The 15,295-nt window shown below is 36.2% G+C and carries 14 protein-coding genes and 1 tRNA gene; 9 read left to right on the forward strand and 6 right to left on the reverse strand.

All coding sequences use genetic code 11. The features are described 5' to 3' along the window. Positions 1-100: 100 nt before the first annotated feature. Positions 101-1,405: an S-layer protein gene (locus CFE53_RS02885; protein WP_172456349.1), complete on the forward strand. Its 1,305-nt coding sequence runs from the start codon at positions 101-103 to the stop codon at positions 1,403-1,405. Here CFE53_RS02885 and hemA read toward each other — a convergent pair. After that, positions 1,397-2,569 (reverse strand): glutamyl-tRNA reductase, encoded by a 1,173-nt coding sequence (gene hemA, locus CFE53_RS02890; RefSeq protein WP_148120395.1) that lies wholly within the window; start codon positions 2,567-2,569, stop codon positions 1,397-1,399. The two genes, CFE53_RS02885 and hemA, sit on opposite strands and share 9 nt — an antisense overlap. A 242-nt stretch (positions 2,570-2,811) precedes the next feature. Here hemA and CFE53_RS02895 point away from each other — a divergent pair. Continuing rightward, positions 2,812-2,889: transfer RNA gene (locus CFE53_RS02895), tRNA-Ile, on the forward strand. Between the two features lie 89 nt (positions 2,890-2,978). Here the strand turns inward: CFE53_RS02895 and CFE53_RS02900 are convergent. Continuing rightward, on the reverse strand, positions 2,979-3,581 hold the full coding sequence (locus CFE53_RS02900) for a haloacid dehalogenase (RefSeq protein ID WP_253254773.1): 603 nt from the start codon (positions 3,579-3,581) through the stop codon (positions 2,979-2,981). A gap of 213 nt (positions 3,582-3,794) precedes the next feature. On the opposite strand from CFE53_RS02900, the gene CFE53_RS02905 reads away from it, so the two are divergent. From CFE53_RS02905 to CFE53_RS02930, 6 genes are all read left to right on the forward strand, one after another. Continuing rightward, a complete protein-coding gene (locus CFE53_RS02905; RefSeq protein WP_148120396.1) occupies positions 3,795-4,796 on the forward strand; it encodes a 50S ribosomal protein L3 in 1,002 nt (333 codons plus the stop codon). 22 nt (positions 4,797-4,818) lie between these two features. After that, complete coding sequence (gene rpl4p, locus CFE53_RS02910) at positions 4,819-5,577, forward strand: 50S ribosomal protein L4 (RefSeq protein ID WP_148120397.1); 759 nt, start codon at positions 4,819-4,821, stop codon at positions 5,575-5,577. A gap of 12 nt (positions 5,578-5,589) precedes the next feature. Beyond that, a complete protein-coding gene (locus tag CFE53_RS02915) occupies positions 5,590-5,850 on the forward strand; it encodes a 50S ribosomal protein L23 (RefSeq protein ID WP_148120398.1) in 261 nt (86 codons plus the stop codon). Between the two features lie 22 nt (positions 5,851-5,872). Further along, a complete protein-coding gene (locus CFE53_RS02920; protein ID WP_148120399.1) occupies positions 5,873-6,598 on the forward strand; it encodes a 50S ribosomal protein L2 in 726 nt (241 codons plus the stop codon). A 22-nt stretch (positions 6,599-6,620) separates the two neighbouring features. Then, entirely contained in the window at positions 6,621-7,097 is a 477-nt protein-coding gene (locus CFE53_RS02925; RefSeq protein ID WP_148120400.1) for a 30S ribosomal protein S19, read from the forward strand. 194 nt (positions 7,098-7,291) lie between these two features. Then, complete coding sequence (locus tag CFE53_RS02930) at positions 7,292-8,455, forward strand: hypothetical protein (RefSeq protein WP_148120401.1); 1,164 nt, start codon at positions 7,292-7,294, stop codon at positions 8,453-8,455. A gap of 198 nt (positions 8,456-8,653) precedes the next feature. Here CFE53_RS02930 and CFE53_RS02935 read toward each other — a convergent pair whose 3' ends face one another. The 4 genes from CFE53_RS02935 to CFE53_RS02950 all read right to left on the reverse strand — a co-directional run bounded on the left by CFE53_RS02935 (position 8,654) and on the right by CFE53_RS02950 (position 14,309). Beyond that, entirely contained in the window at positions 8,654-9,376 is a 723-nt protein-coding gene (locus CFE53_RS02935; RefSeq protein WP_148120402.1) for a UPF0280 family protein, read from the reverse strand. A gap of 32 nt (positions 9,377-9,408) precedes the next feature. Then, positions 9,409-10,431, reverse strand: a complete 1,023-nt coding sequence (locus CFE53_RS02940) for a DUF354 domain-containing protein (protein WP_148120403.1) — start codon at positions 10,429-10,431, stop codon at positions 9,409-9,411. 270 nt (positions 10,432-10,701) lie between these two features. Continuing rightward, the gene (locus CFE53_RS02945) at positions 10,702-12,873 is read right to left on the reverse strand and encodes a hypothetical protein (protein ID WP_148120404.1); all 2,172 of its coding nucleotides are present in this window, start codon (positions 12,871-12,873) and stop codon (positions 10,702-10,704) included. Between the two features lie 35 nt (positions 12,874-12,908). Next, on the reverse strand, positions 12,909-14,309 hold the full coding sequence (locus CFE53_RS02950; RefSeq protein WP_148120405.1) for a lactaldehyde dehydrogenase: 1,401 nt from the start codon (positions 14,307-14,309) through the stop codon (positions 12,909-12,911). A gap of 90 nt (positions 14,310-14,399) precedes the next feature. On the opposite strand from CFE53_RS02950, the gene CFE53_RS02955 reads away from it, so the two are divergent. Continuing rightward, positions 14,400-15,170: an isopentenyl phosphate kinase gene (locus CFE53_RS02955; RefSeq protein WP_148120406.1), complete on the forward strand. Its 771-nt coding sequence runs from the start codon at positions 14,400-14,402 to the stop codon at positions 15,168-15,170. Positions 15,171-15,295: the final 125 nt, after the last annotated feature.

Consider the following 15,295-nt stretch of genomic DNA (forward strand, 5'->3'; position numbering starts at 1 on the left):
TCTATCACTCAATCTCTCACCTATATTATATTCACATAAATAAAAAATAAATAACCTCTTTATTATTAATATTATACTCATAAATTAAATGGTGATAAGTTTGAGATGTATTGAAATAGTTAAGGTAATGGCGGTAGTTTTTCTAATACTTCCTTTAAGTTATTCCCTATCGATAACCTCCACTCCAGCCTTGGTGATATCCAACAAGGATACTCCAGATGTAGAGTACGCTAAGATGATTATGGACAAGTATTACTTAAAAAGGAAGATCCAAATCTTGAATGAGAGTGCAGTGGATATTCTAGAAAGAAAAGTAGAATATGTACCTATACTTGACAATAAAAACCTTTCTTTGGATAAAGGTAGATATAAATTGTATATAGAATATGAAATAGAGAACAATAGTAAATTAAGATATAAAGAAATAATTCTTTCATTTAAGATAACTAACGATAATGAAATAGATTTCTTAGGTAAAAAATATGAGGTATTAAATAGAGATGACAAGAAATTGATTCTATACACTTCAGTAAAAAAGATCGCTACTAATTCCTCTTTCAACTATAGTGATTATAGAATAATTCCAAAGTTAGTATCTGTCGATAATCAGGTATTAATTGTTGATATTTGCAAGGGTAATACATCGGTAGAAAAAAATGTAAAATTAAGAAAGGGTAAGATTTGTTATTTAGATGAAAAGATAGCCCTACTTTATGAGGGAGTAGATAAAAGGAAGTTTATAATAAAAATATACAACATCGCTATCCTAGAAGATGGTAAAGATTTTTCCCTCAATAGGAATTTTACAGTATCTTTATCTGAAGATAAAATAAATTTGATTTATAGAGATCCAGAGAATGTTAAAGGGCCTCTTAGTATATACAACTACCATATTAAAATGGTAAACAGTACACTTTTTAAATACTTTAGGATAACTTACATCAACAACTACAAGGTAAGTCTTGAAGATAGGGATATGGTAGATTTTGGAGAAGGTGCTTACTTAATAAAGAACGACAGTGAGATGTTCATCTTGAAAGATGGAAAAGTATTTAACAGAAGTTTAGTGGAATACTATACTCCAAATGTCCTTTTAGATAGTGAAAACCTACTAACAGTAAATTGTAACATTATTCTAGTAGGAGGACCTGAAGCAAATAAACTCACCAAAGATATTTTAAAGTATCTGAAGGTACCAATAACTAGAGAATATCCTGGAAAACATGTAGGTGTAATACAAACTATAGAGAACCCCTACAATCCAAACTACTCCATAATGGTAGTTGCAGGTTCAGATAGATGGGGTACCAAGGCCTCTGTAATGGCACTAGTAGATGGTGTATACAGAGAAGGAGATGTTATCTACGTTGAATGGATAAACAATACCTATAGAGTTCTAAGTTAAAGATCTTTCCCTATCTTTTAACAAGGCAACTATGGTCTTTATAACCTCTCTATCTACATCACTACTGTAGATAATCTCTATAAAGTCATGGAGCAGCCTCTTTGCAAAAACCTCTGAAAACTTAACTAAAATCTCCTCTGGGTCCTTTCCACATCTTATTTTTTTCAGAGCCTTTTCCAACTCCCTATTTCTTATACCCTCTATATAACTTCTATAATCTTTTATTAGATATTCAAGGTTAAGTTTTTCAAGTTTTTTTCGAAGGATAGGGAACTCCTCTTCTATGATCCTCTCTACAGCAGGTATCTCTCTCTTTCTCCTCTCTAAATTTTCCTTAGATACAAGTCTTAAGTCGTCTATAGTGTACAGTTTAACATTTGGAAGTTCCTTTACGTTATCATCTACATCCCTTGGATTGGCAATATCTACAATGATCTTCTCTCCTTTAACATCCTTAAGTATCTCCTTATCCAATATCTTATGAGGAGATGCTGTGGCACATATAATTACATCGCAGAAGTTGAGGGCCTCTTTCAATTTATCAAAATGTACAGCCATGCCTCCCAGTTTCTCCGCAAGCCTTTCAGCCCTCTCATAGGTCCTATTTGCAACGAATATAGCCTTGATGTTTTTCTCTATAAGTACCTTACCTACGAGGGTCCCTATCTCCCCAGCACCTATAACTAATATATTTTTATTATTCAGTCCTACAGTCTTCTCCAACAGTTCTATAGCAGCACTTGCTATGGATACTTTCCCTTTATTTATTTTAGTCTCAGACCTTACCCTCTGGCCTATATGGATACTCTTTAGGAACACTATATCTAGATACTTTGTAGTTTTTCCATACTTCTTTGCAGTATGATAACTCCTTTTTATCTGCCCAAGTATCTGATCCTCTCCAACTATCATAGACTCTAGTCCTGCGGCTAACCTCAGGAGGTGGATAATGGCGTCATCACCCTCTATCAATTCAAAGTCTTTAAAATCCTCTTTAAGATCTTCCAAGTTTGTAAAGTTTGGATCAAAGTATGCCTCCACCCTGTTACAGGTTTGTAGCAGTACACAGTGATTATATCTCTTATAGAAGTCTTCTTCCTTAAATCTCAGTTTCTCTAACTGGGGAACAGAATAATTTTTATAATCGGCCTTAAACAGTATCATAATTGCACCCTAAAATATTCTTTATTCTATTTCTAGTGAAATAATATTTAACTTATTTATCCATAACTTTAATTTCCTTTAGTTAGTTTTCGATCTATTTATTGTTATAATGATTAAATATTATGGGACATCTATAATTTTACCTACATATCCATACTTTTTTATATTCAAATTAAGTGATTATAGAAAAGTTTATATACTACTTTGACTTATTAAATTTTGCACAATTTGGAGAAAAAAGTAGGGCAGTGGCTCAGCCTGGTTAGAGTGCTCGGCTGATAACCGAGTGGTCCGGGGTTCAAATCCCCGCTGCCCTACCATATTTTTTAATATCAACTGTATTTATTTATTTAAATATTTAGATTACCTTAAACAATTAAAATAAAAAATATTATATTTTTTAAATTTCTTAATCTTTAATCTCCCTCTGTTTCTCAAGTTCTTTCCTTAACTTTAGATTTTCAACGAAGGTAACTATATCTCCGTAGGTTTTTTCTAGGATACCTCTACATATGTCCTGCTTCTTCCTTAGACCTTCAATTACATAATAATAGTCATACTTTATTACTTCATCGTATATTTTCTCCATAAATTTATAGTACCTTTCAGCACTTTCAATATCGTCCTTTTTTATAGACTCTAATACCATCCTTCTCAACTCCCCCACTACATCACAGATCCCTAGAACGTAGTTCTCAGGTTTAACCTCTACCTCCAGTTCATGGTAATCTAAATATCTTCCCTCAAACACTATACTGTAAAATACCTGAAATTCCACATACTCCTGTTGAGGCAGATTTAGATACTTTCCGAAATCGTAGTACTCCTCTGTTAACTCCTCCAACTTTTTAAGTTTCTCTACCACTTCAAAGGAGATCTCATCCCTCTTCATCTTTTGAACGTGGCGGATATTCATGGCACAATCTCTTACTATCTCCCTGGAGATCTTCAATATCTCTTCTCTGGTACTATCCTTTTTTTCAAAGTACTTCATTAAGTCCATCCCTTTCATAACCTCACCAAAAATTTTATATACTATTCTTAAATTTATCCTTATGGGCATTTCAAGGTTATTAATATTTATGGGTTAAGTATATATAAGAAGACTCTGTAAAGAATACAAGTATTATTCCATCTCTATCCTCTTTTTAAATTCTTTAAAAACACATTCTTCTAACAATTTTTGTAATTATATTAATTAAATTAAAATTTGGAGGTTATACCTATGGGTATGAATAGAAATAGACCTCGTAGAGGTTCTTTGGCCTTTAGTCCAAGGAAGAGGGCTAAGAGACCAGTTCCAAGAATAAGGTCCTGGCCAGATGAGGAGAGAATTAGACTCCAGGCTTTCCCTGTATATAAGGCAGGAACTACACACGCTCTAATTAAGGAGAACAATCCAAAAAGCCCAAACGCTGGACAGGAGGTATTTACACCTGTAACCATATTGGAGGCTCCCGATATTAACGTTGCTGGCATCAGAGTCTATGAAAGGACTACAAGGGGTTTAAAGACGTTAACTGAGGTATGGGCTGATAACTTAGATAAAGAACTGTCTAGAAAAATAACCCTTCCAAAGGAAAGAGAATCTGACGTGGACAAGTTAGATAAACTTGTAGATAAGATAGTTGATGTAAGGGCCATAGTTCATACAAATCCCAAAAATACATGCCTCCCAAAGAAGAAGCCTGAGATACTGGAGATAAGAATAGGTGGTAAAAACATCAACGAGAGACTCTCCTACGCCAAGGAGATACTAGGTAAATCAATGTCTATAAAGGATGTATTCTCAGAGGGCGAGTTTGTAGATACAATAGGTGTTACAAAGGGTAAGGGGTTCCAGGGACCTGTTAAGAGATGGGGGGTAAAGATACAGTTTGGAAAACATAAGAGACAGGGAGTAGGTAGACACGTAGGTTCTATAGGACCCTGGACACCTAAGAGAATTATGTGGACAGTACCAATGGCTGGACAGATGGGGTATCACCAAAGGACAGAGTACAACAAGAGGATACTGAAGATTGGAGATAACGGAGAAGAAGTAACTCCTAAGGGAGGGTTCCTACACTACGGAATAATCAAGAACAACTACGTAATCCTTAAAGGTTCAGTTCAAGGTCCTCCAAAGAGGCTTATTGTATTGAGAAGTGCTATAAGGTGTCCAGAGGATAAGTTTGGACTACCTGAGATAACCTATCTAAGTAGGGAGTCTAAACAGGGCAATTAAAAAATAATTTTAAGGTGTTAATATGAGAACTAAAGTATACGGTGTAGATGGCTCTGAAAAGGGGGAGATAGAATTACCATATGTATTTGAAACTGACTATAGACCTGACTTAATTAGGAGGGCTTTCCTATCTGCATTTACTGCAAGGTTGCAGCCAAAGGGAGTAGATCCAATGGCAGGTAAGAGGACCTCTGCAAAGTCCATAGGTAAAGGACATGGTATGGCAAGGGTTAGGAGAACAAGAGAAGGTAAGGCTGCATTTGTGCCCCAGGCTGTAGGAGGTAGAAGATGTCATCCTCCAAAAGTGGAGAAGATACTCCATGAGAGGATAAACAAGAAAGAGAGGATAAAGGCATTAATGAGTGCTATAGCAGCCTCTGCCAACTCTGAGTTGGTAAGGAACAGGGGACATGTTGTAGAGGATGTACCTTCTATTCCATTAGTTATAGAGAATGAATTTGAAGGTGTATCTAAGACCAAAGAGGTATTTGAGATATTTAAAAACTTAGGTTTAGATAAAGACGTTGAGAGGGCGAAAAACGGTATTAAGATCAGGGCTGGAAAAGGTAAAATGAGAGGTAGAAGATATAGAAAACCTAAGAGTGTATTGGTAGTTGTAAGTGATCTCTGTAATGCTGTTAAAGGTGCCAGGAATCTACCAGGTGTAGATGTGATAACTGTAGATAGTTTAGGAATACTTCATATAGCACCAGGAGGAGATGCTGGGAGGTTGACACTCTGGACTGAGGGGGCTATAGAGAAGTTAAGGGAGAGATTTTAATGAGGTGGTTCTATGGATGTTTTTGATATTATCAAGATGCCTGTAGTAAGTGAAAAGACTATGAGACTTATCGAGGAGGAGAACAAGTTGGTGTTCTACGTAGATAAGAGGGCTACTAAGGGAGATATTAAGAGGGCTGTTGAGGAACTCTTCAACGTAAAGGTAAGTAAGGTAAATGTACTTATTACACCCCAGGGAAGAAAAAAGGCCTATGTGAAACTGAAGGACGAGTACGACGCTGGAGAGGTTGCAGCCAACTTAGGTATCTACTAATTAATTTCTTTTAGGTGATAAGATGGGTAAAAGGCTGATATCCCAGAATAGGGGTAGAGGTACTCCAAAGTACACCTCACCTACCCACAAGAGAAGAGGAAAGGTTAAGTATAGAAAGTTTGACGAATTGGAGAAAAAAGATAAAATTGTCGGGATAATAACAGACATACTACATGATCCTGGAAGAAGTGCCCCAGTGGCTACTGTAAAGTTTGACAACGGTGAAGAGAAACTGATGTTAGTCCCTGAGGGTATGAAAGTTAACGACAGGATAGAGTGTGGAGTGAAGGCAGAGATAAAACCTGGAAATGTACTACCAATAGGCCACATACCTGAAGGTATTCCTGTATACAACATAGAAACTATACCTGGAGATGGTGGTAAGTTAGTTAGATCTGGAGGAAGTTACGCCTATATAATTGCCCACGACAGTGAAAAAACTATGGTAAAACTTCCTTCAGGACAGATAAAACCTTTACACCCCATGTGTAGGGCTACAATAGGTGTTGTAGCAGGAGGAGGGAGAAAGGAGAAGCCTTTCACAAAGGCTGGTAAGAAGTACCACGCTATGAAGGCTAAGGCAGTAGTATGGCCAAGGGTAAGAGGAGTTGCAATGAACGCAGTAGATCACCCATTCGGTGGAGGTAGGCACCAGCACACTGGTAAACCTACAACAATTTCAAGAAATGCACCTCCAGGTAGAAAGGTTGGACATATTGCTGCTAGAAGAACAGGTAGAAGGAGGTAAAAAAGTATAAAACGGTGAAAACATGGCTAAAAAATCTGGAGGAAGAAGGGCAAGGAAGAAAAAACAGGAGACTCTAAGGAGGAGAGGAGAGTTTAAGTATAGGGGCCATACTCTAGAAGAACTCCAAAAGATGCCACTGAAAAAATTTGCAGAACTTCTCCCAGCAAGACAGAGGAGGAGTTTATTAAGGAGTTTGGCAAGGGGCATAAACCCAAAGCATAGAAAGTTGTTGAAGAAGATTAGAAGGGCTAGAAGGTTATTAAACAGAGGTAAAGAGCCTAAGGTAATAAGGACCCACTGTAGAGACTTTATAATTATTCCTGAGATGGTAGGATTAACCATTGGAATACATAACGGACAGGAGTTTAAGGAGGTAAAAATAGTAGAGGAGGCTATTGGAAGGTATCTAGGAGAGTTTGCCCTGACAAGACAGATCGTTAAACATGGTGCTCCAGGAGTAGGAGCAACTAGAGGATCCATGTTCGTGCCTATTAAGTAAGATTATATATCCTTTATTTTATCTTTTTTACCTTTTTTACTGTAAATTTTTATAATTTTTATTATAATTTTTAATTTTTTAATTACTGTTTTTATTTTTTTAAATTATTTTTTAAACTACAAGATCTATACTAATTTTATAAAAGAACAAATAAAACAATTTATATATCCTCTTATAATAATTGAGGTGTATTTATGTTATACAGCCAGATCCAGAAGATATGGGTCGTCCTTGTTTTAGCACTCTCAATAATCCTCACTGGATGTATAGAACAACAGGCAACTCCAGAACAGATTCAGATATCAACTCCGCAACAGATAACTCCAAAACAGGCCCAGACCTCAACTATCAAACTTGAAACAACAACTATTTATTACGAACCCTATCCCTTAGCCTTTTACAATGCTTTTTATGAACTTGGATTACCTGATATAACTTTCGAGATAAAAAATCCAATGGACATTCCAGTAACAGTTAAACTAACATCTGAATATCAGTCCTACAGTAATCCAGCAATAACAACAGTAACAGTAATGCCAGGAGAAACTAAGGTAATAAATCAGACTATTCCTCTAATCAGGGAAAAGATTGAAGATGTTAAGACAAAGACCAAGTTTAGTTTACATTATAAGATCGAGTATGAAAAGAATGGAGAATGGAAGGTTTGGGATGAAGAAACTACTATGATCGATGTCTATCCAATGGATACAATGGTTTGGGCAATAAAAGATAGCAAGGGTAATCTATGGCCAATGTATGAATATATCGCTGTTTTTGTAACTCCAAAGGATACATCAGTACAATATCTACTTGCAGTAGCCAAGGAGTATGCAACTGACGATCTTTACAGAAGTTATGGACTTTACAGAAGTCTTCCTGGATACCAGTACCCTGGAGATTCCATAGAAGAGTGGAGGGTATATACAGCCCTACAAGTTAAGGCCATATACAACACCTTACAGGATGCTGGAATGTCCTACGTTAATACTCCAATTGCCTTTGGAGAGGATTATGTTCAAAAAGTGAAACTACCAAGGGAATCTTTGGAAACACTTTCTGGTAACTGTATCGATGGAGCAGTTCTTTTCGCCTCAGCCATTGAAGCTTTAGGAATGCACCCCTATATTATAATAGTTCCTGGACATGCTTTTGTAGCATGGGAGGTTAAACCTGGAAGTGGTATCATCGACGCACTTGAAACAACCCTGGTTGGAAGTTCAAGTTTTGAAGAGGCCTGGATAAGTGGAAACCTACAACTGGAAGAGTATTGGAATGTTCTCCAGGACGATAATCCATGGAATGGTATAATAGTGGATATAAAAACCTGTAGGGACGCTGGAATATTGCCAATGGAGTAAGGTTTTTAATAAAATGTTAAAATAGTAAAATATTTCATCAAACAATAGCCACTGAGAAATTTGATAAAAATTATAATAAATAAAAAATAATTAACAAAAATCAAAAAAGTTAGGGAATTGAAAGATATTTAATATCTTAGGTAAAAGAGTAAATTTTTTCATTTTTTATCTTATTTTTTTAATTATTATTTTCTGAAATCAAATCATCTCAAAGAGTTCTCCATAGGTAATTTTCCTCTCTGTTTTAACTAACTTAGGAATCCTTCCCACCTTACCAGCGTACTTTCCAACAACTACAAAGACCCCGTCAATACCTTCAATACACTCTGCCCTTTCCAACGACCTGTTTATAGCCTCCTCTGGAGAGCCGACTGCAAAGTTTCCTATACTGGTAGCAGCCCCATCTGCAATACTGCTCTCTTTTGCAAAGACAACTACAGCATCTGCATTCCCAAAACTTACAGAGTGGCCTACAGTTCCAGCGGAGGTACATACACCATAACCGTCAATTGTCCGATCCCTATCTATCTTAAATCCAACCTTGGCGGAGAGTGGCGAATTCCCAGCATACAATCCAACAACAACATCCTCAGTGGACCTCAATGCTATATCTCCTCCGTTGTTAGAGATAATATTTCTACATCCGTAGTTAGAGAGGTCCTCAACGATTATCTGGCTGATAGATCCTGCAACTGCTGCCATAGGGCCGACATCTGCATTCTCCCCAGATCTCGCCATAAGTTTTACAACCCTTGGAGCATCCTCTTCAACTTCTAAAGGCTCATAACTTGTTAAAAACTCTGGATGTTTTCTGATATAATTCTCAAGAAGTAGCCTCTCCCTAAGGAGTACACTCTTAGCTATTTCGATATACACCTTATTCTCTGTTTTTATCAGTATATTGGACTCCTTAATGGAAATTTTTTTTTAAACTTGAACATAGAGCCCCCCCTTTATCTTTTTAAGTATTCACATACCCTCTCAAACATCAGATCTGTAGGATCCTCCAAATTTATACTGTTGTTCCTCTTTCCAATGTTGTCCTCTATATAATTTACAATCTCCCTAACAGATAGTAGATGTACCATCCTGCCCATTTCTATCAGATAGTTATCTACACCGAGAATACGTTCAGGATAGCATGAAACAGTAGGTACTCCTATAACTGCAGCCTCCCTATTCATCGTACCTCCTGCACCAACCATGGCATCTGCATAGTAAAGTAAAGATATGGAGTCTACAACCTCAGGTATGGTAACTCCTAGAGGGGAATATACCTTCTTCTGTTTCTCACTCCTTGGAAATACTACGATATTGCAGTCCATGATCCTCCTTAACTCCTTTATTATATAGGGCAGTATATCCCTTTTACCGTTACAGTAGGAGGAATTTGGACAGGGCCTCATAACTATAAGAGGGAGATCCCTACTTAGCCCCATCTTCTCTACTATCTCTCTATCCAAGGGTAGTACGTTGTTCAACCGGGAATTGATATGTGCCACCTCACAGGTGCCATCAAAGGTTAAAAAATCTCTACCGCCCTGATTTCTTAAAAGATCCTTGTTGGTGCCCTGGGGGGATATTATTTCATCTACTAGTGGTAATGTCAGCCTATTCTGGGCCTCTGCATACTCGTTATCTACTACGAATATAGAAGGGATATTTAAACCAAATGCCACTCTTGGAAGTTCAACTGAGTGTTTTGCAATAGCCACCTGAGGTTTATTTTTCATTACTATTTTAGTCAGTTTAATAATCCTATCTGCAGAGTTAATAAGTTTTTCATCCAATTCCTCTCCATGGGATCCCACCAGTATAGGATGGGAGTTATAATTGTAGAGTTCAACTATAGATTCAAGATTTTTAAATCTCCTGTAGGTTATGATGTACTCAATCCCCTTCCTTTCAAACCTCTTTATAAGTTGCGAAAAATAATGAACATGAGGCGAATTTGTAAAATCTATCCATACATCCATTGATACCACCAGTTGTGAGTAGATGATACTATAAATATTATAATAATATAAAAATTATTTAATTAATAAAAATAGTAATAACCAAAAATTATTTTAAACATATAAATTAAAATAAATAGATAATAAAAAATTATTAAAAATTCTTTTATATACTATCAAGATATCTTTAAAAGAATTTTAATATAAAAGAGTTTTGTTTAAGAGTGTAATTAGAGTAAAAAAATGAAAAATTTCACAATTAAAAGATTCACTCTTTTAAGGGGGGAGGAATCAGTTTATAATATAGGCCCCTCCTGGGAGGTATAGAACTATTTTATTCAACTCCTTATTGTATTCTTCAACAGATACGTTCTCTGGGTAGACAATACCCTTACTATATACAGTTACCTTCATAGGAATATTTGACTGTAGGACTATACTGTTGTTTCTTATATAGATATTACTTTTTATGTAGTTGTCTATCCATCGAGAGTAGTCTCTAAATGAGCAGATCCAGGTGTAATTATCTTTCCAATGGTACAGGATGCTATAGTTATATTCAACTATATCTCCTATATATACACCAGGTGTTTCATCCTCTGGAGGGACATAACATTCTTTTATAAAGGGTACCCCATAGAGATCTTCAAATATGCCAGGTACTTTAAGTATTGTGATATTATCTTCTATAGTAGACTTCCCTTTTCCAGGTATTACAATATACTCTACATTATCTTTTATATTCAACTTCCAATTTAACTCCCTATTGTTCCTTCCAAGTATCGCATCTAAGAGGTACTTATCACTTGAAGGTAGTAACAACCCATCTACTCCCTTGGCTAAGGCGTTGCCGTAGTTCTTTACAAACCAGTGATTAAAGTATTTGTATTTGTCCTCGCTTAACTTGGAATCTGTAGTTAAAGGTACAGATTTTCCCTGATAGTACCAGAGGGTAATACCACCATCTTTATCTGTACTAGGTTCATCCTTTATGTAATGATAGTACTCGTTTTCAGAGGTTATTTCCTTTCTCCAGTACCCCTTTTTAACAGTTCCTACGTAAGATACTGTTTCTGGATAGAAACCTCCCACAGGATCATTTTTAAAGGTTTCAGGTGCCTTATGGACGTATATAGTTGGATAGTAACCCATGGATAGGATATCTAAATCTTTCGAGTAGTATCCTTTATTGAGGGAACTTACATAGGTGTGGAAGTAAGTATCCTCATGCCATTTCCTGAACCAGTAGTCGTTAAGTAGTTCTTCCAACTCATTTTTATCTATATCACTCTCTTCGACAACATCTAGAAGTTCAGAACCTGTGGAGATATATGTAATGTTTATATTCAGGAGTTTTGAAAGTGCCTTTAGATGTTTTATCTTTTTATTTATTAGTTTATCATCTCTCCAATCTACCTTTAATTTACGTCCTGCTACTTCTATTATATAATCTCCCTTATCATCTAATACAGCCCTCTGTACAGCCACACCTGTTATAAGGGTGTGTCTATATCTGGGAGGTACTTTATTTATATAGGCGAAGATTCCGCTGTTCTTAGATACATAGTATCCTAGGAAGTCCAGTATCTCTTTGTCATCTGGATCTATGTGGTGGGTTATAAGCACCTTTTTAGGTCTGATTTCAAATATACCTCTCTCGGCATCTATTACCCTTGTACTGATGTTGTATATTGGAAGATCCTCCTTCACATCTACAGGTGGATTGTAGATCAGTACACCATCTTCAGTTCTTACAATGTATTTCTTGGGGTATATTATAAATATATCTTCAGTAGGAACCAAGGTATAGTTGTAGTAGTCTGGAGTTTTGTTAACTGTATATCCATACACCTCTCGGTATTCAACATCTTCACTAGAGTTCATAGGTGGATGGTAGGTTAAAACACCGTCCTCTCTTCTAACTACGTACTTCTCAGGGTAAAGTATGAAGGTACCATTGGTTATTACGGCATAACCGTCATATCTTGGAATCTTGCCTGGTACCTCTACATATGTAGGAGGTACATGTTTAGCGATATACTGAGTATTATTTACAGGTTTCGGTGGACAGTATATTAGTCCTCCGTCATTATCACGGAGAACATACTTTGTATTTGTAGTGGATGTAATAAAATCTTCAGGATAGAGTACTATACTGTTCCCCAAGTCTACAAAGATATACTCCCCATAATCTGGAATCTTTTCTGGGACAACTCTAGTTATATTGAGTTTGTAGAGTTTCCAGTCATTCCTCCTCCTGTTAAACTTATCGTCTATGTAAAAAACAATTATATCATCGTTTTTTAGGTAGTAGTTCAACTGGTCTTCACTGGTAATGGAGGAGAGAGGAACGTAATGGATGGGTATTGTTGAAACCCATTTGTATTTTGTATCTATAGCATGACAACTTAACAATAAGATAAAGGTAATAAAAATTAGGGTAAATAGATTCCTAGTAGACATTACTATCAACCTTTTTTATTAACTTTTTTAATTTTTTATCTAATATTTTTTATTATAATAGTTTTTATCTCAGTCATCTCCTCTACGGCGTACTTTACACCTTCCCTTCCTAAACCACTTTTCTTAATACCTCCAAATGGCATGTTGTCTACTCTGAATGTTGGACTATTGTTTATCACCACTCCCCCATACTCCAGTTTATCTGCTATTTTGAATGCCTTATTTATATCCTTTGTAAATATTCCAGCGTGTAATCCATATATTGTATTATTACTTATCTCTATAGCCTCCTCTATATTTTCTACTCTCACTATAGGTAGTACAGGTCCAAATACTTCTACCTCACACAGTATATTGTCGGCATCTACCTCCATAACTGTTGGATATACTATATTTCCTTCCCTCTTCCCTCCATAGAGTAATTTACCACCTTCTTCTAACCCCTGCTTTATTAGACTCTCCACTCTTTCAGCACTTTCAGGCGTGATAAGAGGCCCTACATCAGTCTCCCTTATTAAGGGATTTCCAACTTTCAATTTCTTCGTTTCCTCTACCACTCTTTCTATAAACCTATCTGCAACCTCTTCTTCAACTAACACCTTACCTACAGATATACATACCTGACCAGCGTTTAAAAACTTTCCTTTAACTGTAGATTTAGCAGCCATCTCTATATCGGCATCCCTGAGCACAATGGTGGGATTGTTACCTCCTAATTCCAAAGTTATCTTTTTAAATCCTGCATTCCTTGTAATGGACTCCCCCACTTCAACACTTCCTGTAAAAGACACCATATTTACCTTTTCATTTCTCACTATTTCGTCTCCAACTATATCCCCTCTACCAGTTAATAGGTGAAATACACCTAAGGGGATATTCTTTCTTTTAAGTATACTCTCTATAATCTTGGTTAGTTCAATCGCCACCATTGGAGCCTTAGAGGAAGGATGGAGTACCACTACATTACCAGTTGCTATGGCAGGGGCTACCTTATGAGCCACTAAGTTTAACGGGAAGTTAAAAGGAGTTATGGCACCGATGAGTCCAACAGGTTCCCTCTTAGTTAGTATTATCCCATCTTCCAAGGGTATAGTTTCTCCTCTCATCTCCTTAGCGTAGAAGGCTGCAAGTTTAAACACACCTATGGATCTATCCACCTCTATTATAGACTGTCTTATAGGTTTCCCTGCATCTAAGGATATGATCTTCGCAAGTTCTTCTTTCCTTCTCTGGATCTCTCTTGCTATATTCATAAGGATGCTGTACCTCTGAGAGGGAGACAACTCTTTCATAGTGTCTTTATGCTCCTGGGCTATAGATATAGCCTCTTTAACCTCTTTTCTACTTAAGGATGGTATATATCCTATAACTTCCAAATTGTAAGGATTGAAAACTTCTAAATCGTTTCTAAATATCCACTCACCATTAATAAACATAGTTCCACCATACTTTATATTTGTATATAAAATAAGGTTATTATAATAATATTGTCAATAAGTTATAAAAAATTGTACTATGGTATGAACATGTTTGCAATTCTTAAGATTGGAGGTAGTGTACTCTGTAATAAAGATATTCCCTACTCTATTAAGTGGGATAACTTAGAAAGAGTTGCAAGAGAGATCAGGGAGGCTATGGATTATTACTTAAATAAGGGGGAAGAGTTGAAATTGGTACTTATTCATGGAGGAGGTTCCTTTGGCCATCCTGTGGCAAAGAGGTATATTAAAAATGGCAGATTCGAAAATATGGATAGTGGCTTTTGGGAGATCCAGAAGGTTATGAGGAGGTTCAACACCTTACTGATAGATGTCCTTCATGAATATGGTATTCCAGGGGTTTCTATCCAACCCTCTTCCTTTGTGGCCTTTAGAGGTGAGAGGATCCACTTTGATACCTACGTAATAGAGGGCATGCTGAAGAGGAGATTGGTGCCTGTAATTCATGGAGATATTGTAATCTCTAACGAAGAGGACTATAAGATATTTTCTGGAGATCATGCACTACCTTATCTAAGTAAAAAGTTGAAACCAGATATAAGCCTCCACGCTTCTGATGTAGATGGGGTATTGGATCCCAAGGGTAGGGTTATAAAGAGTATCAACTCAGAGAACATCGAGGAAGTTATAAACTATTTAAAACCCTCTAAAAAGAATGATGTGACTGGGGGTATGTATCTTAAAGTGATGGAGGCTTATAGGTTAGGGGTTAAGGTGCTCATATTCAACGGGAATAAAAGAGGTAATATATACAGGGGTTTAATAGGGGATTATACTATAGGAACTAGTATAAATTAAACACATATTAATTCTAGTTTTTATAAATCTAATAATTAATAAAAATAGTTTAAAAAATTGATTAATGTAGTTAAGGTATTTAAAAATAGTTTAATTTATTATTACAATTATAATAAAAAAGGTGA

It is taken from the genome of Methanofervidicoccus sp. A16 (genome assembly GCF_003351865.1).
GTDB lineage: Archaea > AGJL01 > Methanococci > Methanococcales > Methanococcaceae > Methanofervidicoccus.